We start from the raw sequence: 20848 nt of genomic DNA, 5'->3' as shown, positions 1-20848 counted from the left end.
TCAAAGTTCAATGCCGATTGACACCAGAACGGCATATCCGTTGTCAGAACCCGCAAACATCAGGTGAGGAGGGATCAGCAAACAGTCCGGGGGACTGACAGCTATCGCGGTGAGGATGTCGTACAAACATTAGAACAAGTCTGCGCCCGGACAGGCTATCCAAAGTCGATCCGCGTCGATCAAGGGTCTGAGTTTGTATCACGTGACTTCGATCTCTGGGCCTACCAGAAAGGTGTCACGCTGGACTTCTCACGGCCGGGCAAGCCAACCGACAATGCATTCATCTACAGCTTCAACGGCAAGTTCCGCGCGGAATGCCTGAACACCCATTGGTTCATGAGCCTTGATGACGCCCGCACNCGTCGATCAAGGGTCTGAGTTTGTATCACGTGACTTCGATCTCTGGGCCTACCAGAAAGGTGTCACGCTGGACTTCTCACGGCCGGGCAAGCCAACCGACAATGCATTCATCTACAGCTTCAACGGCAAGTTCCGCGCGGAATGCCTGAACACCCATTGGTTCATGAGCCTTGATGACGCCCGCACAAAATGGAGGACTGGCGCAGAGACGACAACGAAGTACGACCCCACAGCGCAATCGGGAACGAATCTCCGATCTCGCTGCTAAACGGCTCAGGTCTGGGCAGGCCGCCCAGAGTTCAAACCCCCGGAAAATCTCCAGCCGGGTGCTCCGACAAAGGGGAGCGGGTCACCCAACCGGAAGATTCCAGATCAAGTCGGCCCTAATGACGGGGGAAGGGCAACGCGTCTTGTGATATGCAGTGTCAGTCGCTTTTGACTTCACCTTCAATTGCGCCAACGCCTGGCACTTCGACGCTTATGTCAGGTTGGTCGGCCTGAAAGCCACCTCCAAGGACGACCCACGCAAGGACTGCCAGCGCTACAACCACGCCGCCCAGAATGAATGCTCCGGCGTTGCTCCCGTTTGAGTTGTTGCCTGTTGAATCGGTCATCTGTTCGTTTCCTTGTATTAGGTAAAACATTTGGATTGGCCGAGATCGCACTCGGCTCTCTTGTGTTCGTCCGGGGGATCCCGCAGCTATTGACGACGACGAGCCCACCCCTGATCGCGCCTTCGGCCATGGGCTGAAAGTCGGTTGATGCTGGCTGAGCCGATACCGAGGCCGCGCCTATTTGAGACTGCTGGATAAAGATGCGTTCATTGACGGACGCAGGCGTGACGACGCTTACTCTTCTGCTGCGTCGCTGATGGCTTGACCTGCATCTTCAATATCGCGCCCTGCGCCCTCGATGGTCTCGCAGGCTGTGACGCCTGTGACGATGGCGAACAACAGGATGAATGATTTCAAGCGGGTCATGTTTACACTCCGTTTGTCTTCTTGTGGGGGATCAACGCGCCTGGGCGGCACCGGTTCCATCCGGTCGAAAAAATCTTTGACAACAGGTATTTCTTAGTCGTCTTCCGTCTCGCGCATCAAAGTGAAGCTCACGTGGAGTTCGAAACGGTCCTGACGGGTGACAACCTCAAGGCTGCCGTCCAGTTGCGACACAAAGGACTCGATCAGACGCGATCCCAAACCAGTCGCATTGGTATCGCCTTCCGGTTCGGTACGATCGGGTTGGACGCGGGAATTCACGACGCTCAGTGCGATGCGATCCTGCCCCAGATCTCGGAGTACGATGTTGATCCAGGGTTTTTCACCAGCCGCGGCACCGCAATACTTGACGGCGTTCATGGCGGCTTCGGTGGCCAGCAGTGTCAGCGGCACGGACTGGTCCGGCATGATTTCGACCGGGCTGAAATCGGTCGCGATCGTTACCTGATTTTCCGGCTCATCGATGGTGCCGACAACCACCAGCTGTTTGATGATGTCATCCAGAAGCTGATCTGCCCGTACCATGGAAAGTTTGCGAGACAGGTAGAGATATCTGTGAATAGCCGAGAGGGCCATCACCCTGTCCTGCACCCGTCGCAGCACAAGCTTAGCCTCGTCACCCGACGCGTTTCTGATCTGGATGTTCATGATGCTGGAAATCAGTTGCAGATTGTTTTTGACGCGGTGATGAACCTCGCGCAGCAACGTGGTTTTCTCTTCCAGATCGTCTTTCAACAGACGATCCTGCTCTGCCAGCCGTGCCGTCATCGAGCGGAAAGCGCCGGCAACCGCTTCAAGTTCTTCGGGCGCGTTGAGGAGGGCCGCATCACGGAAATCAGTCTGGCCACCGGCATAAAGGCGCATCCAGTGACGCAACCGGCGCACATGCCTGATCACCAGGCGATTAATCCCGAAATAGGCAACAAGCATCCCGGCGATCCACATAAGAAGTGGAAAGTACAGCGCGACAGATTCCCCGCGCCCCAATAATGCCCGTTGTATGCGCGGCTCCCAGCTGCCCAGCACAAAGACCGTGCCGTTTGCGATCGCTTCGACGGCAAAATCCCGAACCTCGCCGGCACGATTTACCGCACGGAATGTCTGTGACTGGTGATCTGCCAATTCGGCCAATGTACGATTCTGCGGCAATATCTTGCGGCGGTCGTCCGAAAACGACTCGGTTGCGAGGATCTCACCGTCGCTGTTGAAAACCAGAAGGTCTGTCGCTTCGCCATTTTCCAGAAGCAGTTTATTCGCAAGCTTCAGCGGAATCGAAATCCAGGCATATCCGACAAGATTTTCGTTATCGGTCACCGGTACGCTGACATTCAGCGCAAAACCCCCGCCCAGAGCGGACATTGGCTGAGCACCAACGCGCATCTCGGGCCTCGAAATCAGGTCTCTGAAAAATGCGGATTGGCTCAGGTCAGTCCGTTCCTGCGTTGATGAACAGGTCATCTGGCCTTCGGTGTTCACGAACCCGGCAAAAATGTATCTTCTGTCGTGCACAATCAGTTGTTCGAGAATACGGTCGCAACCTTCAAGCTTGCCCTGGAACACTCTGGCTGCGGCGCTGATCGCCTCGACAGCGCCAAAGGCGGACTGGATCAGTTCGCGCTCTTCCGCGGCGGCGCGACGCGTGCGGTCAAGCAGCGCGATTTCGGAAAGCGCGCGGGCCTCTTCCAGAACTTTTGACGTCTGGTATATCGAAATCAGACCCAGGGGCAGAATGGCGACAGACAAGACTGCGATGAGTTGTATCGCAAGCCGTGGCCGGGCGCGAAACCTGCGCAGCCACGCGTTTGCGGTCATGCGCCCGAAGGCCCCGTCACAACAGCAAGTGTGGCAGAATCTGTTAGTTCAAGGTCGCTTTCATCATCCAGATGCATCAGTTCCGCCAGATTCTTTCTTGCGCGATTGGCGCGGCTTTTGATCGTACCGACGGCACAGCCACACATCTCGGCAGCCTCTTCATAGGAAAATCCTTCGGCGCCGACCAGTACCAAAGCTTCGCGCTGTTCTGCGGTCAGCTGCGCGAATGCGCTCTTGAAATCATCCAGCGCGAGCCTGCCGTCATGGTCCGGTTTTCGGGAGAGCTTGTCGGCCATTATGCCTTCAGGATCTTCGACCTCTCGGCGACGCTTTCGGTGATGCGAGTAGAAGGTATTTCGCAAAATCGTGAACAACCACGCGCGCAGGTTCGTGCCCTGCTTGAACTTGTCCAGATTGCTCCAGGCTTTGACGACCGTGTCCTGAACAAGATCGTCCGCGATCGCAGAGTTTCGCGTCAGGCTCATCGCGAAGGCGCGCATCGCGGGCAGGTGCACGACCAGTTCGTCCTTTGGGTCCGACTGCTTGGTCACTCAGATTTCCCGTCTTCCCCAGAGGGCTCCGCCTCCTCCTTCTGGCGCAATTGCTCCAGCAACTGCGCGAACCTGTCGGGTATCGGCTCACTGGCCGCGTCCGAATACACCCTGCGGAGGTTTTCATCAATCTGCTGGTTCACTTTGGAGGTCCTGCGTTTCTTTGTCATAGCGCTCGTGTTTTTGCCGTAGTAGAAATGTCAAATAACACTCTAGCTTCTGGAACCAAACACGTCACGGGGCGTTTGGTTCCGAACATTCGACGTATTTGAGGGGACGAAATGAGCGAACGCCAGGAAACGGGCGGCATTTCTGAAGAAATCGGCACCGAATTGCCCTTTCTCAGGCGATATGCCCGTGCATTGACCGGCAGCCAGGAAAGCGGGGACCGTTACGCGGTTGCGACTCTAGAGGCGATCTTGCAGGACCCGGCGCAGTTGGCTGACGGGTTGCCAGTGAAACTGGCACTGTTCAAGACTTTCAACTCGATCTGGAAATCGTCCGGAGCGCAGATTGCAGATCAGTCAGACGCGTCGTCGCCTGAAGCCCGCGCTCAGCAGCATCTCGCAAACCTGACCGAAAACACCCGTGAGGCGCTGCTCTTGCACAGTATCGAGCGGTTTCCGGTCGATCAGGTCGCAGCGATCATGGATATCTCCGCAAGCGAAGCAGCGGAATTGCTGGAAATTGCCCGCCGCGAGATGAAACAGAGCATCCAGGGTCGTGTGATGATTATCGAGGATGAAGCGATCATCGCGATGGATATATCGGCCATTGTGGAGCAGATGGGGCACGAAGTGACCGGCATCGCCCGGACACGCGATGCCGCTATTGATCTCGCCCGCAAGCAACCACCGGATTTGATCCTGGCGGACATTCAACTGGCGGACAAATCATCGGGTATCGATGCGGTGAACCACATATTTACCGAATTGGGCGTGGTCCCCGTGGTCTTCATTACCGCCTTTCCGGAAAGGTTGCTGACCGGCGAGCGCCCGGAGCCGGCTTTTTTGATCACCAAACCATACACCGAAGACCAGGTACAGTCCGCCGTAAGCCAGGCAATGTTTTTCGCCAGTACCGAGACAATGGAAATCTGACCGGTTTGCCACCCAAAAGACGTGGAAAGGCCCGGCGCAATTTATCGCTGGGCCTTTTTCTATAAGGATTTACGTCGGGATCAGTCGGCGGCAATCGCCCGCAGCATCCAGGCTGCTTCTTCGTGAAAGGTCGCACGAGCAGTCGCAAGATCCTCGGTTACCGGATCGCGGTGTTTCGAGGCAACTTCGATGAGATCGTGAAGGCGATGTGCTATCCGTTCATGATCATCCGCCAAATCAACAACCATCTCTCGCGCTGTCGGTCTGCCTCCCAGGTCCTCGATCACGGAATTGTCGGTGACGGCGGACAGGCTCATCGGCGCGATCTCACCTAAGGCGCGAATCCGTTCAGCCAGTTGGTCTGCTGCGGCAAACATGTCTTCGTATTGTTCTTCAGTCAGTTTGTGAATCGAATAGAAGAGGGGCCCGGTGACATTCCAGTGATACGCGTGAGTCTTAAAGACCAAACGGTATGTGTCCGCCAGGACATTCGTCAGGCCATCGGCAACGGCCTTTGTGTTGCGAACACCGGTGTCTGTCGCATCTCTTTGAGTCTGTGCCTGAAGCAGATCCGCCATGATAATCCTCTTTTTCTAGCGTCCAGATTCGAACCTGAAAGCAGGTGCGCGAGAATTTTTTCTCGCATTGTCAGGGTTTGCGGCCTTTCATCGCGCGCATCACAAGCGCAAGCACGAAGAGCACGATGAAGACAAAGAAAAGAATTTGGGCAATGCCTGCGGATGCAGAGGCGATACCCCCAAATCCAAAAAGAGCGGCAATAAGCGCAATGACCAAGAAAGTGATAGCCCAGCTCAGCATTTCTAGTTCCTTTCGTTGAGTTAGATACCGACCCAACGTCGAACGGGCCGATCAGTTCCGAAATTTTTTGAAGAAACAGGCAGGCTTCGAACTGTTTAATTTTGGAACATTGCCCTGAGTTCTGCGTTGGTGAGGCGGATCAAACAACGGAGCTAAAGATGACACAGTCCAAAACAGCCGCCAAAGTCAGCGAATCCGAAGCACAGCAATTGTCCAATCAGATCGACGCTCTGAAAACCGACATCGCCGCCATTTCCCAGACGCTTGTCGAAATGAGTGCGGCACGCCGCGAAGCGGTTGTTGCAGACGCATCTGAAAAGGTCGCACACCTGCGTGACCGCGGCGAGAAGACGTTGCAGGACGCTCAGGCAAGCGTCGAGGATCTGACACAGCAGGCGACGGATGCCGTTCGGAACCAGCCCGCGACTGCCGTGGGTATAGCCGTTGGAGTCGGCTTTCTTTTGGGCTTTCTGAGTGGGCGGAAGTAAGTGGTACACCAGCTTGTTTCCGAGGTGAAATCCAGGGCGCGTGACACCGCTCGTGCAGCAGCGCTGTCTGCTTTGGGCACGTTGTTCGCAGTTGTAGGTCTCGCTTTTCTCACAGGGGCGCTGTGGCTAGTTCTTGCCCGTCTGGAAACCCCGCTGTTCGCGGCGACGGTTATCGGTGCACTTTACCTTGGCGTCGGACTCACCTTGCTGGCATTTGGCATGCGCGGAACATCCGGCACTGCGCATCGACCGACCTCGGATGCTGACGTCGCATCGCATGAGGCTGACGCCAGGCATCGTGAGCCGTTTCTGCAAATGGCCGAAGGGTTTGCCATGGGCTTACAGGCTGGCAGGTCTGCAAGAGCTGGGCGTTAGGAATGCCGCGCGCACCCGGCCTAGGCCGCTGACTGTGATCGTCCTGGCGCTGCCATTGTCGTCAACAATTCGCGCAGCATGTGATCGGTGAAGGGCCGTAACAGCATCATCCATCCGCGCTCCTCGACCTCTGGATCGGTGCTATCTCCCTTGGTCAGGACGACACGGGCGCCATGATGATTCAATGCGGTTTCGATGTCGCTGCCGACAAGATCCGATGGATTCAGTTCAAGGATCGCGGCCGTCAAACGCGGTGTGCGCGCCAGGGCGTCGATGACTTGGTCGGGAGCCGTCAGATGAATGATATGGCACGCTTCCGCTGCCTCCAGCACGGCCACCATGTCCGATGCGATGATCAAATTTTCTTCCAGCAGCAAATATATTGGTCGATCAGAAGGGCCTGATTCTCCAAAACTCTGCGATTTCGTGCAGCTGCCCACAATTCGCCCCCTGATGTGCAATCCACCACTATTTAACTTGGAACAAAAACCCCGAACAGGCATTAAACTACGACATATCTGGGGGAATCAGATGCCGGTAACATGCAAACGCTGCCCATTGCGCAAGAAGTCGCTCTTTGACGACATGAGCAATGACGAAATCCGTTTCATGCAGAACTTCAAGGCTGGCGAGCTGAAAGTCGAGGCCGGTACAACGCTGATGATGGAAGGTTCCAACAGCCCGCAACTCTACACGGTCCTCAAGGGCATGGGCCTAAGGTACAAAACCCTGGAAGATGGCGACCGGCAGGTCATTAACTTCATTCTTCCGGGCGACTTCCTGGGCCTTCAAGCGGGCGTCATGGAGGAAATGCAGCATTCGGTCGAGGCCAGTACGGACATGTTGCTGTGCGTTTTTGATCGAAAATCGTTGTGGAATCTCTTCGAACACCACCCCAAGCGGGCTTTTGACCTGACCTGGCTTGCGGCAGTCGAAGAGCATCTACTGGGAGAAAGCCTGGCCATTCTGGGGCAAATGAGCGGGATCGAACGGGTGGCAACCGCTTTCGTGCGTCTCAATGATCGTTGCAAGGCGCTTGACCTCAAGAAAGGTTCTTTTATTCCGCTTCCTTTCAAGCAACAGGATCTTGCAGATGCCCTTGGTCTGTCGCTGGTGCATACGAACAAGACTCTTAAGAAATTGCGTGACCAATCCGTCGCAAACTGGTCGCGGGGTAAGCTAGAAATCATCAACTATGACAGGCTCTGCCAGATCGCTCAGATTGATCCCACGTTGAAACCCATGGTGCGCCCTTTGCTGTGACGCGCAATGTGCGCATTGCCGAGCGCTGACCCCAGCGGCTGGTATTCTGTTTTTTCGGGATCGTCTTCTTTCTTTCTGTTCACACGCCAGAACATCCACGACTGAATTGCGATGGTCATGCTTGGCTTGTTCGGCGATCTGCCGGAAGAGCAGCCGCCCGCATTGGACACCGGCAAGGACGAATGAAAGCTGCCAGGTTCTGGCTTGTCGACATCAAACGCGTGAGCCAGGCAACGCGCCAGCGACACCGCTTCCAGAAGATTTCGCGGTGGTGGTGCCACGGAACAATATGCACAGCACTGTTTTCAACCGCGTGGTCAACGCGGTCAGCAAACGTGGCAATTGGGACCAGCCTCATGAAAAGACCCCCACCGAAGCGCGGTGGGGGTCAGCACACCTTGGGAAAAATCAGGTGCTATAGCGCGTGCGGTATCGAACGGGAATGGCACGCAGCTGTGTGGTCACTCGTTACTAGCGAACTTGCCCGTATGAAACTTGTGGCGACGGCATTGGTTCCATGGAATTTTGGTTGAGAGCGGTTTTTTTGACCTGCAGAAAAAAAATTGTGTCGGATGCGCCAATGAGTTTCTTCTTCTGAAATCAACTCGCTGAGCGGCGCCCAAGGCGACCGGACTGTTCTGCTGTCGGACCGCACCGGAACCTTTTTTCTCAACATGCATTGGTTGGACGACACCTGCCGGCGAATTTCCGGGGCCATTCGTTGTCTGCCGGTCGTAATCTGCAAGGCTGCAAGCGCGAACCGACCCTTCGCGCGGTTTGGATCTGAAGTTGCCCGGTGTCGTCGACGACTCGCATACACCTGGAGGACAAAATGTCTATTAAGCGCATGATCACGAAACTCGCCCTTGCCTTTGCCGCAAAGAAAGGCGTCGAAGCCTTCCGGTCGATCGGCGGCCTGTCGGGCTTGAAAAACATGCTTCAGGGAACACTCGGCACAGGGGAAGCGCGCGGCGGTATGCAGGGGCGCATAGGCGGTGCGAGCGCGGCGCAAACAGGGGGGCTTGGCAACATTCTCGGATCACTGGGTACCGCCTCGGTATCCGGGCCGCGCGAAGCCGGCGTGACCGGGCAGATCAGCCCGCTCAACCAATCGCTCGGTGCCGTGTTTGGCAATTTGGCAAGCGCCCTTGGACAGCGCTCCGAGCCGGAGTCGGCGGTACAAGATTTTGAGGATCAGCTTCAAACGGATGACATTGAGAACGACGATGCAGGTGCGTGTGTCATACGCGCGATGGTTCAGATGGCGCGCGCAGATGGCGCGATCGATGACAGCGAACAAGAAATCCTGTTTGAGATTTTGAACGATGTCTCTCCATCCGAAAAGGCCATCTTAACCGATGCGTTGCGCGAGCCGGTCGATCCTCATGCTCTCGCTTCGGCAACCCCTGGTCATGCCCGCAAAGAGGTATATGCAGCTGCACTTCTGGTGGGGCACCCCGACAATGACAAGGAGCGCGACTATCTAAAATCGTTCGGTTTTGACCTGGGGCTGTCGGCAGCGGAAATCTCTAACCTCCACAGGGCAATGGGCAAAAGCGAGTTTTCCAGCTGATGGCTTGATCGGTCGATATGCAGGAGCCCGGGCTGTGACCGCTTCGGTCACGCCATGTTCCTCAGGTCGCATCGCGCCGGGACCATCGGGGCGACGTAACTGCAGGCATTGCAGAGCCGGTTTTTGAATCGGGCGTCTCCTGCCTGATGGCAACCAAAGCGCCCCGGGGAACCAACCACGCCGCCATACGTTGTTCTCAAAGCCAATGTGCGAAAGGAAAACTTTATGGAATATGGCTTCTTCGGATTAATAATCCTGATTGCTGACGTCTATGCAATCTACCAGGTGCTGACATCCGGCGCGTCGACCGGTGCAAAAGTGCTTTGGACGTTGCTGATATTGTTGCTCCCGGTTATCGGGTTGATCATCTGGCTGGTGGCCGGTCCGAGATCAGCGGCTGGGAAGCTCTAAGCGCAAACGGTATTTAACAGTCAGAACATCCCTGCATGAGAGGGGTGTTCGACAAGTTGTATCGGTTCTTGCCGGCTTGCCAGGCATATTTGGCTGATAACTTTCCTTTTTCTATCAATTATTTGACCTGCGCGCAGGGCGTCCCTCGGCTGTCGGTCGGATTGCGGTTTTGCCTACCGACTCCCGTTCTGCGCATGTGTGCTGCAAAAGACATACACACCTGAATGTGTGCGCTGTGTAGCACACAGAAAAGACCATCAGATGAACCGTATTATTTTTGTTTTCCTGATTTCTGGTATGGCCGCGGCGCCCGCTCTGGCTGAGTCCAATATGGACAACGAGAACCTGCTCCGGACCCGTGACGTTACGCCAGATTTCGCCCTGCATGTGTCGCCTTGAGCCTTGACGCGGCGCAGGCCTGTGCGGCGATCCGAGGTCAGAACTTGCCGTTCTGGTTTTTCCATTGCGCGCGGGGTGCGATTGCCTCGATCGTGTCCCAGTGCTCTGCGATGCGGCCATCGGCGACACGGTAGAGGTCAAAAAAGCTGGTCTGAACGCCGTCCTTGTCACCTTCGCACAGACATAGCACGAAATTGCCCTCGGCCAGGACTCGATGTACACGCCGATACCGGATGCGGGGCGCGCCGTTCTCTGTAGCCTGCAGTGCGGCGCAAAGCGGAACGACACCGTCTGCAATTTCTGGATTGTGCTGAATCAGGCCCGCGTCCAGGAAGGTTTCAAGCAGATCGAACTGCCTGGCGACAAGGACCCGCTGGGCAAAGTCGCGCACCAGGGTTCTGTTGGCCTCGGTCCTGTCCAGATCGGTGATCTCGGTTGCGCCGTCCAGCATGCCGCGTCCCGAGGGGTTGGGGCCGCGCATGGGTTGGATATTGTCCCAGTGTTCGACGGCCTTGCCGTCCTCGAACCGAAAAACCTCGAACGCCACCCGCAGGCTGGAAAAGTCGTATTCGTTGTGCGCAAAGGCGAAATCGCCATCCTCGAACACCCGCACGAACGTGACACGCGGATCGGTTTTCGACAGGCGCGCAAACAGCGCCGCCAACCCCTCGCTGCCTTCGTGCGTCTGGGGATTGTGCTGGATGTATTTGGCTTCGTTGACCACGGCTGCAGCCTTTGCGTCCCCGGTTTCGATACCTTTCAAAAGCTTCTGGATCAGGACCCTTTTCGACGTCATGTTATTGAGCTCTGCTTTTGCTCCGCTTTGAGACAAAACTGTGTAAGGTGCTCGATAACACCGTAGAGGGACAAAGTCATCGGCGGCCGGATCGGCCGCGCGGGGAACCTTGCAGGCGCTATGACCACGTGGCTGCAGGGCCATTCCGGGCACACGGACGGCGCGATGAAATTCGCGGCACCCGGCTGTCTGTCAATCCCGCCGCAACGGCAAGGTCTCTAACCAGTCAACAGACCGGCGACACGAAAGGTCGCCCTTGCCAAGGGATTCCCACGTCGATGGGTTTTTGGAATATCAGGGAAATTTTGGTGCCCAGGAGAGGACTCGAACCTCCACGTCCATACGGACACTAGCACCTGAAGCTAGCGCGTCTACCAATTCCGCCACCTGGGCAGGTGTCGTGAGGCGACCCTTTAGGCTGACCTGCGGGGGGTGTCAAATGGATTTTCCGAAAAAACACCCAACTAATTTTCCACCGCGCAAAACAAGTGCGATCGGGTCCTGGCGGGGAATTCCCGGCAACGCGGCGTTTTTGCGCCTTGTTTGCGCAGGGCCGGGGCGGTAGATCGTGGTGTACCCAACTTTCAGGGAGCCCAGGCATGTCCAAACTGGTCACAATCTACGGCGGATCCGGCTTTGTCGGTCGTTACATCACCCGCCGCATGGCGCAGCAGGGCTGGCGCGTCCGGGTCGCTGTCCGGCGTCCGAACGAGGCGCTGTTCGTTCGGCCCTACGGCGCGGTCGGTCAGGTCGAGCCGGTGCTGTGCAACATCCGGGACGATGCCTCGGTCGCCGCGGCGATGCAGGGTGCCGACGCGGTGGTGAACTGTGTCGGTATCCTGAACCAGGTTGGCAAGAACGGTTTCGATGCGGTCCAGGCCGACGGCGCCGAGCGCGTTGCCCGTCTGGCGGCAAAGGCCGGGGTCGTCCGCATGGTGCAGATTTCGGCGATTGGCGCGGATGCCGACAGCGACAGCGAATACGCCCGCACCAAGGCGCTGGGCGAGGCCGCGGTGCAGAAACACATGCCGAACGCGGTCATTCTGCGTCCGTCAGTGGTGTTCGGCCCCGAGGACCAGTTCTTTAACCGCTTTGCCGGCATGACTCGGTTCGGCCCGATCCTGCCGATCGCGGGTGCGGACAGCCTGTTCCAGCCGGTCTATGTCGATGATGTGGCACGGGCTGCGGTCATGGGCGTGTTGGGCGAGGCCGAGCCCGGCATCTATGAACTGGGCGGACCCGAGGTGAAATCGCTGCGCGCGCTGGTTCAGCAGATGCTGGGTGTGATCCACCGTCGCCGACTGGTGCTGAACCTGCCGAATTTCGTGGCGCGGCTGATGGCCTTTGGATTTGATCTGGTGCAGGGTCTGACATTCGGCCTGGTGACCAATGGCATCCTGACGCGCGATCAGCTGCGCAATCTGGCGCGGAACAACGTTGTCTCGGACGGGGCCAAGGGGTTTGCCGATCTTGGCATCACGCCTGTTGCGGTCGAGGCGGTTCTGCCGGAATACCTGTGGCGGTTCCGTCCGTCGGGTCAATATGACGCGATCAAGGATTCAGCCCGCAATCTGCAGTTCTGACCCGCCATAGGCATAGGTCAGCAACACCAGCCCCAGCGCGATCCGGTAGATTACGTAGGGTGTAAAGCTGATGCTGCGCAGCAGGCGCATCATCAGCGCCAGCGCCAGCAGGGCCGAGACAAAGGCCAGTGCCGCGGCGATGGCGCTGTCGCGGATCGCCGCCATGTCGGCTTCGATCGCGACTTCGGCCCCCAGCAGAATGCCCGAGGCGAGAATGGTCGGGATCGACATCAACATGCTCAGGCGTGCAGCGTCGCTGCGGTCATACCCCAGCCGCCGGGCGCCGGTGATGGTGATGCCTGACCGGGACGTGCCCGGGATCAGCGAGATCGCCTGCCACAGCCCCATGATCAGCGCGTGTCCCAGCGGCCAGGCGGCGGCGTCACGCGTGCGCGGGCCGGTCTGGTCGGCCCAATACAGCACCAGACCAAAGATCAGCATGGTCCAGCCAATCACCTTGACCGACCGCAGGGCATCGCTGAGACCGGTGAAATGCAGCACCGCACCACACAGGATGACCGGGATCGTGGCGACGATCAGTCCCAGCGCCAGGGCGGCTCCGGCCGAGTCACGCCGGCCACGCAGCAGGTCGGGCAGGCCCAGCAGCCCGATCTTTACGTCAGACCAGAAATACAGCACGACGGCGCCCAGCGTGCCGACATGTACTGCCACATCGATCAGCTGCCCCTGATCGGCCAGCCCGGTCAGTCCCGGCAAGAGAATCAAGTGACCCGAGGAGGAAACCGGCAGAAACTCGGTCAGACCCTGGATGACGGCCACAAGAAAAAGTTGAAAGAGCGGCATGTGGCGGATGTCCCGGGCTGGAATATGTCAGATGGTCACAGGTATAAGTGCTTTGTATCAAAAGGAAAGCCGCCATTTAGGTCCGCATTGGTGCATAAATTAAGCAGTTTCGGGCTGGCGGCGGTGCTGCAGTCGAAAAAATCGACCAAAAAAGGTCAGCGGTTTTGACTTTTAATCCCTCGATAAATGCCTTACACACAGGTCGCCGATGAAATTATGGAGTCTTTGCCGTGGCCAAGCAACCAATGCTGAAGTTCGTGCAGATCGACCGGGACATGCCAGCAAAGCGTGACGCGGAGGCGCGGCGCGAGGATTTCCACGAGATATATGCAGAATTCGCCGATGCCAAGGCCAGTGAACAGGCCAGCCGCTGCAGCCAGTGCGGCGTGCCCTATTGCCAGAGCCACTGTCCCCTGCACAACAACATTCCGGACTGGTTGCGTCTGACCGCCCAGGGCCGCCTGCAAGAGGCTTATGAGGTCAGCCAGGCGACCAATACCTTTCCGGAAATTTGCGGGCGCATCTGCCCGCAGGACCGGCTGTGCGAAGGCAATTGCGTGATCGAACAATCCGGTCACGGCACCGTCACCATCGGTGCCGTCGAAAAATACATCACCGACACCGCCTGGGAGCGCGGCTGGGTGCAGCCGATCCGGCCGGCGCACGAACGCAGCGAAAGCGTCGGGATCATCGGCGCCGGGCCGGGCGGGCTGGCGGCGGCGGACGTGCTGCGCCGTGCCGGGGTACAGGTCACGGTCTATGACCGCTACGACCGGGCCGGCGGCCTGCTGACCTATGGCATTCCCGGCTTCAAGCTGGAAAAGGACGTGGTGCTGCGCCGCAATGAACAGCTGGAAAAGGGCGGCGTCACCTTTCGGCTGAACTGCAATGTCGGCGAGGATATCTCGTTCGCCGAGATCCGCGCCGCCCATGACGCCGTGATCATCGCCGCCGGTGTCTACAAGTCGCGCGATCTGGCAATGCCGGGCAGCGGCCTGCCGGGTATCGAAAAGGCGATCGACTTTCTGACCGCCAGCAACCGCACGGGCTTTGGCGACACGGTCGAGGATTTCGACAACGGCCGGATGAACGCGGCGGGCAAGCGCGTCGTGGTGATCGGCGGCGGCGACACCGCGATGGATTGTGTGCGCACCAGCATCCGGCAGGGCGCGACCAGCGTCAAATGCCTGTACCGCCGCGACCGGGCCAACATGCCGGGCAGCCAGCGCGAAGTGAACAACGCCGAGGAAGAGGGTGTGATCTTTGAATGGCTGAGCGCCCCCAAGGGTTTCGTTGGCGAGGACAAGGTCAGCGGCGTGATGGTGCAAAAGATGCGCCTGGGCGCGCCCGACGCCACCGGTCGCCAATCGCCCGAGATCATCGAAGGCGCGGATTACGTCGAAGACGCCGACCTGGTGATCAAGGCGCTGGGCTTTGAGCCCGAGGAATTGCCGACCTTGTGGGATCAGCCGGAACTGCAGGTGACGCGCTGGGGCACGATCAAGGCCGAATTCACCACCGGTGCCACCGAATTGCCCGGTGTTTATGCCGTGGGCGACATCGTGCGGGGTGCGTCGCTGGTGGTCTGGGCCATCCGTGACGGCCGCGATTGCGCCGAAGCGATTCTGACGCAGTTCGGAACCGGCGCGGCCTTGGCCGCGGAATAGCGCGGCGACACGAAAAGAAACCTGCCTGCCCCGCCGAAACGCCGCGTTGCGGCCGGGGCGGCACCAATGAACCGGACCGATGCAGAGCCGCATGAAAACAGTGACGACAATGGCCGCCCTGCTGCTGGGCGCGACGGCGGTGGTGGCCGAAGTGCCGGTGCCGCAAGGGTGCACCCCCATTGTGACCATCGAACGGAACAGCTGTGTCGCGACCACGGTGTTCGATTGCGGCGATCATTTCCTGGATCACGGCTTTGTTTCGGGTGTTCTGAACGACACCCACAGATTCACCAAAGACTGGGCTTTTGCCGGCTACGCGCTGCGCAACAATCTGCAGACCCTCGAGGTCCTGTTTGACGAGGGCCAGTCGGTCACTCTGCCTGCGCTGGTTGAAAACGGATCGGCCCGGACGGACCGCAAGGCAATGGTGGCCACAGGGCGGATCAAGGACATCGAATACAGGCTGCAGGCCGAGGCCACGCTTGGCCAGGACATGGTGATGCTGGACGGGCATGCGTTCCGGACCGGGACGCTGGTCCGCAACTTTGTCCCGGCAAAACGGAGCAACAACCTGGTTTTCGAGTTCGACATCCTGGTGTCCGAAGACCTGAACCTGTTCATCGAGGGCGCCTATGCACGCCAGACCCAGGGCAGCGCGCCCGAAAAGCTGGCACAGGATCCGGTGTCGCTGCGGTTTCCCGGCCAGCCCGGGTTTCTGGCCAAGCAGCTCGAAGCGGGATGTAACGGATGACCCGGGCAGAGACGCGCGTGGTCCCGGGCGCCGAACAGTGAGAGAGACATGAGACAATGAGCGACAGGACAGGGCATTGCATGTGCGGCGCGGTCAGCTTTACCGCCCGCAGGATAGATCCGGATTTCGGTGCCTGCCATTGCGGTATGTGCCAGCGCTGGGCCGGCAGCGCGTTGCTGGCCGTGAGTGTCGACGCCGAAGAGGTGAGTTGGGAAGGCAGCGAACATATCGGGCGCATCCAGTCCTCGGACTGGGCCGAACGGGCCTGGTGCAACCGCTGCGGTTCGGGCCTGTGGTACCGGATCACCGCCGAGGGGTCCCACAAGGGGCAATATCATATTCCGGTCGGATTGTTTGACGACCAGCAGGGGCTGACCCTGACCCGCGAGATATTCGTCGATCGCAGATCGACGGCATTCGCCTTTTCCGGCGACCATCAAGAAATGACCGAGGCGCAGGTTTTCGCGCTGTACGGGCCGACGACATAAGGAGCCTGATCATGACCAAATACGATGCAGACTGGGTGCGTGCCGAAGAGGCAAAGCGCAAATGGATGGCAGAGAACGGGCTCTATTCCGAAGCCGACGAGCATTCCTCGTGCGGGGTCGGCCTGGTGGTGTCCGTCGATGGGCAGAAAAGCCGCAAGGTGGTCGAGGCGGGGATATCCGCGCTGAAAGCGATCTGGCATCGCGGCGCGGTGGATGCCGACGGCAAGACCGGCGATGGCGCTGGTATTCACGTGCAGATCCCCGTGCCCTTCTTTTACGACCAGATCGAGCGCACCGGCCATGCGCCGCGCAAGGATCAGCTGATCGCGGTCGGCCAGGTGTTCCTGCCGCGCACCGATTTCGGCGCCCAGGAAAAGTGCCGCACCATCGTCGAAACCGAGATCCTGCGCATGGGCTATTACATCTATGGCTGGCGCCATGTGCCGGTGGATGTGACCTGTCTGGGCGAAAAGGCCAACGCGACGCGGCCCGAGATCGAACAGATCATCCTGTCCAACAGCAAGGGCGTGGACGAGGAAACCTTTGAACGCGAACTCTATGTGATCCGCCGCCGCATCGAAAAGGCCGCGGCCGCCGCCGGCATCGGCGGCTTGTATGTCGCGTCCTTGTCCTGCCGCAGCATCATCTACAAGGGCATGATGCTGGCCGAGCAGGTCGCCGTGTTCTATCCCGACCTGATGGATCCGCGGTTCGAAAGCGCCTTTGCGATCTATCATCAGCGCTATTCCACCAACACCTTTCCGCAATGGTGGCTGGCCCAGCCTTTCCGCATGCTGGCCCATAACGGCGAGATCAATACCCTGCGCGGCAACGTCAACTGGATGAAAAGCCACGAGATCCGCATGGCGTCCGCGACCTTTGGCGAGATGGCCGAGGACATCAAGCCGATCATCGCGTCCGGCAGTTCGGACAGCGCGGCGCTGGATTCGGTGTTCGAGGTTCTGGTCCGGGCCGGGCGCAGCGCGCCGATGGCCAAGACCATGCTGGTGCCGGAAAGCTGGTCCAAGCAGGCGGTCGAACTGCCCCAGGCCTGGCGCGACATGTATTCCTATTGCAACAGCGTGATGGAACCCTGGGACGGCCCGGCAGCACTGGCGATGACCGATGGGCGCTGGGTCTGCGCCGGGCTCGACCGCAACGGTCTGCGCCCGATGCGCTATGTGGTGACCGGCGAGGGGCTGGTGATCGCCGGTTCCGAGGCCGGGATGGTGCCGATTGACGAGGCCAATGTGGTCGAAAAGGGCGCCCTGGGGCCGGGGCAGCTGCTGGCGGTCGACATGCAAAAGGGCATCATGTACCGCGACACCGAGATCAAGGACAAGCTGGCCCGGGCGCTGCCCTTTGGCGAATGGGTCAACAAGATCAACGATGCCGACGAGATGCTGGCCGGGGCGACCGAGGTGCCGCTGTTCAGCGGCGACGAACTGCGCAAGCGCCAGATCGCGGCAGGCTACAGCATCGAGGAGCTGGAACAGGTGCTGGCGCCGATGGCCGAGGATGGCAAAGAGGCGCTGGCCAGCATGGGCGATGACACCCCCAGCGCGGTGCTGTCCAAGATGTACCGCCCGCTCAGCCATTTCTTCCGGCAGAATTTCAGCCAGGTGACCAACCCGCCGATCGACTCGCTGCGCGAATACCGGGTGATGAGCCTGAAGACCCGGTTCGGCAACCTCAAGAACGTGCTGGACGAGGACAGCAGCCAGACCGAGATCGTGGTGCTGGAAAGCCCCTTTGTCGGCAATGCCCAATGGGAAAAGCTGATCGAGCAGTTCACCGCGCCGATGGTCGAGATCGATTGCAGCTTTGGCCCCGGTGCCGGGGCGCTCAGCGACGGTCTGGCGCGCATCCGCTCCGAAGCCGAGGATGCGGTGCGCAGCGGTGCCGGCCATATCGTGCTGACCGACCAGTATTCCGGCGACAGCCAGGTGGCGATGCCGATGATTCTGGCGACAAGTGCTGTGCACAGCCACCTGACGCGCAAGGGGCTGCGGACCTTCTGTTCGCTCAATGTGCGCTCGGCGGAATGCATCGACCCGCATTATTTCGCGGTGCTGATCGGCTGCGGCGCCACCGTGGTCAACGCCTATCTGGCCGAGGATTCCATCGCCGACCGGATCGAACGCGGGCTGCTCGAGGGCAGCCTGACCGAGAATGTCGCGCGCTATCGCGAGGCCATCGACCAGGGTCTGCTGAAGATCATGGCCAAGATGGGCATCTCGGTGATCTCGTCCTATCGCGGCGGGCTGAATTTCGAGGCGGTGGGACTGTCGCGCGCCATGTGCGCCGAGTATTTCCCCGGCATGGTCAGCCGCATCTCGGGCATCGGGGTGTCCGGCATCCAGCGCAAGGCCGAAGAGGTGCATGCGCGCGGCTGGCAGTCCGGTCTGGACGTGCTGCCGATCGGTGGCTTCTACAAGGCCCGTGCCAGCGGTGAATCCCATGCCTGGGAAGCCACCAGCATGCATATGCTGCAGATGGCCTGTAACCGCGCCTCGTTCGAGCTGTGGAAACAGTATTCCGCCAAGATGCGCAGCAACCCGCCGATCCACCTGCGCGACCTGATGGATTTCAAGCCGTTGGGCAAGCCGGTGCCGTTGGAAGAGGTCGAAAGCATCACGTCGATCCGCAAGCGGTTCGTGACCCCGGGCATGAGCCTGGGCGCGCTCAGCCCCGAGGCGCACAAGACCCTGAACGTGGCGATGAACCGGATCGGCGCCAAGTCGGATTCCGGCGAGGGCGGCGAGGACCCGGCGCATTTCGTGCCCGAACCCAATGGCGACAACCCGTCGGCCAAGATCAAGCAGGTCGCGTCCGGGCGCTTTGGCGTCACGGCCGAATACCTGAACCAGTGCGAGGAACTGGAGATCAAGGTCGCCCAGGGTGCCAAGCCCGGCGAGGGCGGTCAGTTGCCCGGCATGAAGGTGACCGACCTGATCGCGCGCCTGCGCCTGTCCACCAAGGGCGTCACGCTGATCAGCCCGCCGCCGCATCACGACATCTATTCGATCGAGGATCTGGCGCAGCTGATCTATGATCTGAAACAGATCAACCCGCGCGCCAAGGTGACGGTGAAACTGGTGGCCAGTTCCGGCGTCGGCACGATTGCCGCCGGGGTCGCCAAGGCCAAGGCCGACGTGATCCTGATTTCCGGACATAATGGCGGTACCGGCGCCAGCCCGGCGACCAGCATCAAATATGCCGGCCTGCCCTGGGAAATGGGCCTGACCGAGGCGCATCAGGTGCTGGCGATGAACAAGCTGCGCGACCGGGTGACCCTGCGCACCGATGGCGGGCTGCGCACCGGGCGCGACATCGTGATGGCGGCGATGATGGGGGCCGAGGAATACGGGATCGGCACCGCCGCGCTGATCGCCATGGGCTGCATCATGGTGCGCCAGTGCCAGTCCAACACCTGTCCCGTTGGCGTCTGCACCCAGGACGAGGACCTGCGCGCCAAATTTACCGGCTCGGCGGATAAAGTGGTCAACCTGATCACCTTCTATGCCCAGGAAGTGCGCGAATTGCTGGCCTCGATCGGTGCCCGCAGCCTGGACGAGATCATCGGCCGCGCGGATCTGCTGGCGCAGGTCAGCCGCGGGTCGGCGCATCTGGACGATCTCGACCTGAACCCGCTTTTGATCACCGTCGATGGGGCCTCGGAAATCGTCTATAACCGGGAAAAAGAGCGCAACGCCGTGCCCGACACGCTGGACGCGGAAATCGTGCGCGACGCCGCGCGGTTCCTCAAGGATGGCGAAAAGATGCAGCTCAGCTATGCGGTACAGAACACCCATCGCACCGTGGGCACCCGCACCTCCAGCCATATCGTGCGCAATTTCGGCATGCGCAACGCGTTCCAGCCCGATCATCTGACGGTCAAGCTGCAGGGCTCGGCCGGCCAGTCGCTGGGCGCCTTTGCCGCGCCGGGGCTGAAACTCGAGGTCTCGGGCGACGCCAACGACTATGTCGGCAAGGGGTTGTCGGGCGGCACCATCGTGGTGCGTCCGCCGCAGATCAGCCCGTTGACCGCCGATCAGAACACCATCATCGGCAACACGGTGCTGTATGGCGCCACAGACGGGTATCTCTTTGCCGCCGGGCGCGCGGGCGAGCGGTTTGCCGTGCGCAATTCGGGCGCCAAGGTGGTGATCGAAGGTTGCGGGTCCAACGGCTGCGAATACATGACCGGCGGCGTGGCGGTGATCCTGGGTTCGATCGGGGCCAATTTCGGGGCCGGGATGACCGGCGGCATGGCCTATCTCTATGATCCCGAAGGCAGCGCGGAAACCATGATGAACCGGGAAACCCTGGTCACCTGCCCGGTGACGGTGCCGCATTGGGAAACCCAGCTCGAGGAACTGATCGAACGCCATGTGGCCGAGACCGGCAGCCGCAAGGCCACCGACATCCTGCAGCACTGGGACATCGAAAAGACCAACTTTATCCAGGTCTGCCCGAAAGAGATGCTGGTCCATCTGCCGGCCCCGCTGAGCCTGGAAAAGACCTCGGTTCCGGCGGAATAGGCGCAGGGCGGTCTTGGCCCGATGCGTTCGGGCGGCGGCCCTGTGGACCGTCGCCCGCCAAATAGG

The 20848-nt window shown here is 59.6% G+C and carries 23 protein-coding genes, 1 tRNA gene and 2 pseudogenes; 14 read left to right on the top strand and 12 right to left on the bottom strand.

Going from position 1 to position 20848, the window contains the following annotated elements:
- Positions 1-99 precede the first annotated feature (99 nt).
- Together ACFMPD_RS09160 and ACFMPD_RS09155 are read left to right on the top strand one after the other, a co-directional pair.
- A pseudogene (locus ACFMPD_RS09160) lies at positions 100-363 on the top strand (integrase core domain-containing protein); the annotation flags it as partial.
- A pseudogene (locus ACFMPD_RS09155) lies at positions 362-627 on the top strand (integrase core domain-containing protein); the annotation flags it as partial. The pseudogenes ACFMPD_RS09160 and ACFMPD_RS09155, both read left to right, overlap by 2 nt.
- Positions 628-785: 158 nt before the next feature.
- Here ACFMPD_RS09155 and ACFMPD_RS09150 read toward each other — a convergent pair.
- The 5 genes from ACFMPD_RS09150 to ACFMPD_RS09130 all read right to left on the bottom strand — a co-directional run bounded on the left by ACFMPD_RS09150 (position 786) and on the right by ACFMPD_RS09130 (position 3891).
- Positions 786-974 carry a hypothetical protein gene (locus tag ACFMPD_RS09150; RefSeq protein WP_380993497.1) on the bottom strand — a complete coding sequence of 63 codons (189 nt, stop codon included), beginning with the start codon at positions 972-974 and terminating at the stop codon, positions 786-788.
- A gap of 234 nt (positions 975-1208) precedes the next feature.
- Positions 1209-1340 (bottom strand): entericidin A/B family lipoprotein, encoded by a 132-nt coding sequence (locus ACFMPD_RS09145; protein WP_380993496.1) that lies wholly within the window; start codon positions 1338-1340, stop codon positions 1209-1211.
- 93 nt (positions 1341-1433) lie between these two features.
- On the bottom strand, positions 1434-3170 hold the full coding sequence (locus ACFMPD_RS09140; protein WP_380993495.1) for a sensor histidine kinase: 1737 nt from the start codon (positions 3168-3170) through the stop codon (positions 1434-1436).
- Positions 3167-3721, bottom strand: coding sequence for an RNA polymerase sigma factor (locus tag ACFMPD_RS09135; RefSeq protein ID WP_380993494.1), 555 nt, complete (start codon positions 3719-3721; stop codon positions 3167-3169). The genes ACFMPD_RS09140 and ACFMPD_RS09135 overlap by 4 nt, the downstream gene beginning before the upstream one ends.
- Positions 3718-3891 (bottom strand): NepR family anti-sigma factor, encoded by a 174-nt coding sequence (locus ACFMPD_RS09130; RefSeq protein ID WP_380993493.1) that lies wholly within the window; start codon positions 3889-3891, stop codon positions 3718-3720. Before ACFMPD_RS09130 ends, ACFMPD_RS09135 begins: the two co-directional genes overlap by 4 nt.
- Before the next feature lie 111 nt (positions 3892-4002).
- Between ACFMPD_RS09130 and ACFMPD_RS09125 the strand changes: the two genes are divergently transcribed.
- Complete coding sequence (locus tag ACFMPD_RS09125) at positions 4003-4821, top strand: response regulator (RefSeq protein WP_380993492.1); 819 nt, start codon at positions 4003-4005, stop codon at positions 4819-4821.
- A gap of 80 nt (positions 4822-4901) precedes the next feature.
- Here the strand turns inward: ACFMPD_RS09125 and ACFMPD_RS09120 are convergent, their stop codons facing one another.
- On the bottom strand, positions 4902-5399 hold the full coding sequence (locus ACFMPD_RS09120; RefSeq protein WP_380993491.1) for a Dps family protein: 498 nt from the start codon (positions 5397-5399) through the stop codon (positions 4902-4904).
- A gap of 70 nt (positions 5400-5469) precedes the next feature.
- Positions 5470-5640 (bottom strand): DUF1328 domain-containing protein, encoded by a 171-nt coding sequence (locus ACFMPD_RS09115; RefSeq protein ID WP_380993490.1) that lies wholly within the window; start codon positions 5638-5640, stop codon positions 5470-5472.
- A gap of 158 nt (positions 5641-5798) precedes the next feature.
- Here ACFMPD_RS09115 and ACFMPD_RS09110 point away from each other — a divergent pair, with 158 nt between their 5' ends.
- Both ACFMPD_RS09110 and ACFMPD_RS09105 read left to right on the top strand, forming a co-directional pair.
- On the top strand, positions 5799-6128 hold the full coding sequence (locus tag ACFMPD_RS09110; protein ID WP_380993489.1) for an ElaB/YgaM/YqjD family protein: 330 nt from the start codon (positions 5799-5801) through the stop codon (positions 6126-6128).
- Entirely contained in the window at positions 6129-6503 is a 375-nt protein-coding gene (locus tag ACFMPD_RS09105) for a phage holin family protein (RefSeq protein WP_380993488.1), read from the top strand.
- Between the two features lie 20 nt (positions 6504-6523).
- On the opposite strand, the gene ACFMPD_RS09100 is transcribed toward ACFMPD_RS09105, so the two are convergent.
- Positions 6524-6880, bottom strand: a complete 357-nt coding sequence (locus tag ACFMPD_RS09100) for a hypothetical protein (protein WP_380993487.1) — start codon at positions 6878-6880, stop codon at positions 6524-6526.
- A gap of 154 nt (positions 6881-7034) precedes the next feature.
- Between ACFMPD_RS09100 and ACFMPD_RS09095 the strand changes: the two genes are divergently transcribed.
- Positions 7035-7766: a Crp/Fnr family transcriptional regulator gene (locus tag ACFMPD_RS09095; RefSeq protein ID WP_380993500.1), complete on the top strand. Its 732-nt coding sequence runs from the start codon at positions 7035-7037 to the stop codon at positions 7764-7766.
- Here the strand turns inward: ACFMPD_RS09095 and ACFMPD_RS09090 are convergent.
- Positions 7721-8047, bottom strand: coding sequence for a hypothetical protein (locus ACFMPD_RS09090; RefSeq protein WP_380993486.1), 327 nt, complete (start codon positions 8045-8047; stop codon positions 7721-7723). The two genes, ACFMPD_RS09095 and ACFMPD_RS09090, sit on opposite strands and share 46 nt — an antisense overlap.
- 551 nt (positions 8048-8598) lie before the next feature.
- On the opposite strand from ACFMPD_RS09090, the gene ACFMPD_RS09085 reads away from it, so the two are divergent.
- From ACFMPD_RS09085 to ACFMPD_RS09075, 3 genes are all read left to right on the top strand, one after another.
- The gene (locus ACFMPD_RS09085) at positions 8599-9339 is read left to right on the top strand and encodes a DUF533 domain-containing protein (protein ID WP_380993485.1); all 741 of its coding nucleotides are present in this window, start codon (positions 8599-8601) and stop codon (positions 9337-9339) included.
- A gap of 225 nt (positions 9340-9564) precedes the next feature.
- Positions 9565-9750, top strand: coding sequence for a PLDc N-terminal domain-containing protein (locus ACFMPD_RS09080; RefSeq protein WP_380993484.1), 186 nt, complete (start codon positions 9565-9567; stop codon positions 9748-9750).
- A 261-nt stretch (positions 9751-10011) separates the two neighbouring features.
- The gene (locus ACFMPD_RS09075) at positions 10012-10149 is read left to right on the top strand and encodes a hypothetical protein (protein WP_380993483.1); all 138 of its coding nucleotides are present in this window, start codon (positions 10012-10014) and stop codon (positions 10147-10149) included.
- Positions 10150-10186: 37 nt separating this feature from the next.
- Here ACFMPD_RS09075 and ACFMPD_RS09070 read toward each other — a convergent pair whose 3' ends face one another.
- Together ACFMPD_RS09070 and ACFMPD_RS09065 are read right to left on the bottom strand one after the other, a co-directional pair.
- Positions 10187-10945, bottom strand: a complete 759-nt coding sequence (locus ACFMPD_RS09070; RefSeq protein ID WP_380993482.1) for a nuclear transport factor 2 family protein — start codon at positions 10943-10945, stop codon at positions 10187-10189.
- 306 nt (positions 10946-11251) lie between these two features.
- Positions 11252-11338, bottom strand: a tRNA-Leu gene (locus tag ACFMPD_RS09065).
- Between the two features lie 206 nt (positions 11339-11544).
- Here ACFMPD_RS09065 and ACFMPD_RS09060 point away from each other — a divergent pair.
- The gene (locus ACFMPD_RS09060; protein WP_380993481.1) at positions 11545-12528 is read left to right on the top strand and encodes a complex I NDUFA9 subunit family protein; all 984 of its coding nucleotides are present in this window, start codon (positions 11545-11547) and stop codon (positions 12526-12528) included.
- On the opposite strand, the gene ACFMPD_RS09055 is transcribed toward ACFMPD_RS09060, so the two are convergent.
- Positions 12505-13332 (bottom strand): undecaprenyl-diphosphate phosphatase, encoded by an 828-nt coding sequence (locus ACFMPD_RS09055; protein ID WP_380993480.1) that lies wholly within the window; start codon positions 13330-13332, stop codon positions 12505-12507. The two genes, ACFMPD_RS09060 and ACFMPD_RS09055, sit on opposite strands and share 24 nt — an antisense overlap.
- Before the next feature lie 230 nt (positions 13333-13562).
- Between ACFMPD_RS09055 and ACFMPD_RS09050 the strand changes: the two genes are divergently transcribed.
- From ACFMPD_RS09050 to gltB, 4 genes are all read left to right on the top strand, one after another.
- On the top strand, positions 13563-14999 hold the full coding sequence (locus tag ACFMPD_RS09050) for an NAD(P)-dependent oxidoreductase (RefSeq protein ID WP_380993479.1): 1437 nt from the start codon (positions 13563-13565) through the stop codon (positions 14997-14999).
- 91 nt (positions 15000-15090) lie between these two features.
- Positions 15091-15750: a hypothetical protein gene (locus tag ACFMPD_RS09045; protein WP_380993478.1), complete on the top strand. Its 660-nt coding sequence runs from the start codon at positions 15091-15093 to the stop codon at positions 15748-15750.
- A gap of 56 nt (positions 15751-15806) precedes the next feature.
- Complete coding sequence (locus tag ACFMPD_RS09040) at positions 15807-16238, top strand: GFA family protein (RefSeq protein WP_380993477.1); 432 nt, start codon at positions 15807-15809, stop codon at positions 16236-16238.
- 11 nt (positions 16239-16249) lie between these two features.
- Positions 16250-20782 (top strand): glutamate synthase large subunit, encoded by a 4533-nt coding sequence (gene gltB / locus ACFMPD_RS09035; RefSeq protein ID WP_380993476.1) that lies wholly within the window; start codon positions 16250-16252, stop codon positions 20780-20782.
- Positions 20783-20848 lie beyond the last annotated feature (66 nt).

Origin of the sequence: Sedimentitalea sediminis, assembly GCF_042687825.1 — a bacterium.
Classification (GTDB): Bacteria; Pseudomonadota; Alphaproteobacteria; order Rhodobacterales; family Rhodobacteraceae; genus Sedimentitalea.
Note: the sequence above shows the minus strand (reverse complement) of the source record. Positions and strands in the feature narration are given on the sequence as shown.

Excerpts from the sequence above, each read along its gene's own strand:
- ACFMPD_RS09140 (WP_380993495.1), bottom strand. The coding sequence starts at position 3,170 with ATGACCGCAAACGCGTGGCTGCGCAGGTTTCGCGCCCGGCCACGGCTT.
- ACFMPD_RS09055 (WP_380993480.1), bottom strand. The coding sequence starts at position 13,332 with ATGCCGCTCTTTCAACTTTTTCTTGTGGCCGTCATCCAGGGTCTGACC.
- ACFMPD_RS09060 (WP_380993481.1), top strand. The coding sequence starts at position 11,545 with ATGTCCAAACTGGTCACAATCTACGGCGGATCCGGCTTTGTCGGTCGT.
- ACFMPD_RS09125 (WP_380993492.1), top strand. The coding sequence starts at position 4,003 with ATGAGCGAACGCCAGGAAACGGGCGGCATTTCTGAAGAAATCGGCACC.
- ACFMPD_RS09130 (WP_380993493.1), bottom strand. The coding sequence starts at position 3,891 with ATGACAAAGAAACGCAGGACCTCCAAAGTGAACCAGCAGATTGATGAA.
- gltB (WP_380993476.1), top strand. The coding sequence starts at position 16,250 with ATGACCAAATACGATGCAGACTGGGTGCGTGCCGAAGAGGCAAAGCGC.
- ACFMPD_RS09120 (WP_380993491.1), bottom strand. The coding sequence starts at position 5,399 with ATGGCGGATCTGCTTCAGGCACAGACTCAAAGAGATGCGACAGACACC.
- ACFMPD_RS09145 (WP_380993496.1), bottom strand. The coding sequence starts at position 1,340 with ATGACCCGCTTGAAATCATTCATCCTGTTGTTCGCCATCGTCACAGGC.
- ACFMPD_RS09040 (WP_380993477.1), top strand. The coding sequence starts at position 15,807 with ATGAGCGACAGGACAGGGCATTGCATGTGCGGCGCGGTCAGCTTTACC.
- ACFMPD_RS09075 (WP_380993483.1), top strand. The coding sequence starts at position 10,012 with ATGAACCGTATTATTTTTGTTTTCCTGATTTCTGGTATGGCCGCGGCG.
- ACFMPD_RS09095 (WP_380993500.1), top strand. The coding sequence starts at position 7,035 with ATGCCGGTAACATGCAAACGCTGCCCATTGCGCAAGAAGTCGCTCTTT.
- ACFMPD_RS09070 (WP_380993482.1), bottom strand. The coding sequence starts at position 10,945 with ATGACGTCGAAAAGGGTCCTGATCCAGAAGCTTTTGAAAGGTATCGAA.
- ACFMPD_RS09115 (WP_380993490.1), bottom strand. The coding sequence starts at position 5,640 with ATGCTGAGCTGGGCTATCACTTTCTTGGTCATTGCGCTTATTGCCGCT.
- ACFMPD_RS09150 (WP_380993497.1), bottom strand. The coding sequence starts at position 974 with ATGACCGATTCAACAGGCAACAACTCAAACGGGAGCAACGCCGGAGCA.
- ACFMPD_RS09080 (WP_380993484.1), top strand. The coding sequence starts at position 9,565 with ATGGAATATGGCTTCTTCGGATTAATAATCCTGATTGCTGACGTCTAT.
- ACFMPD_RS09045 (WP_380993478.1), top strand. The coding sequence starts at position 15,091 with ATGAAAACAGTGACGACAATGGCCGCCCTGCTGCTGGGCGCGACGGCG.
- ACFMPD_RS09110 (WP_380993489.1), top strand. The coding sequence starts at position 5,799 with ATGACACAGTCCAAAACAGCCGCCAAAGTCAGCGAATCCGAAGCACAG.
- ACFMPD_RS09085 (WP_380993485.1), top strand. The coding sequence starts at position 8,599 with ATGTCTATTAAGCGCATGATCACGAAACTCGCCCTTGCCTTTGCCGCA.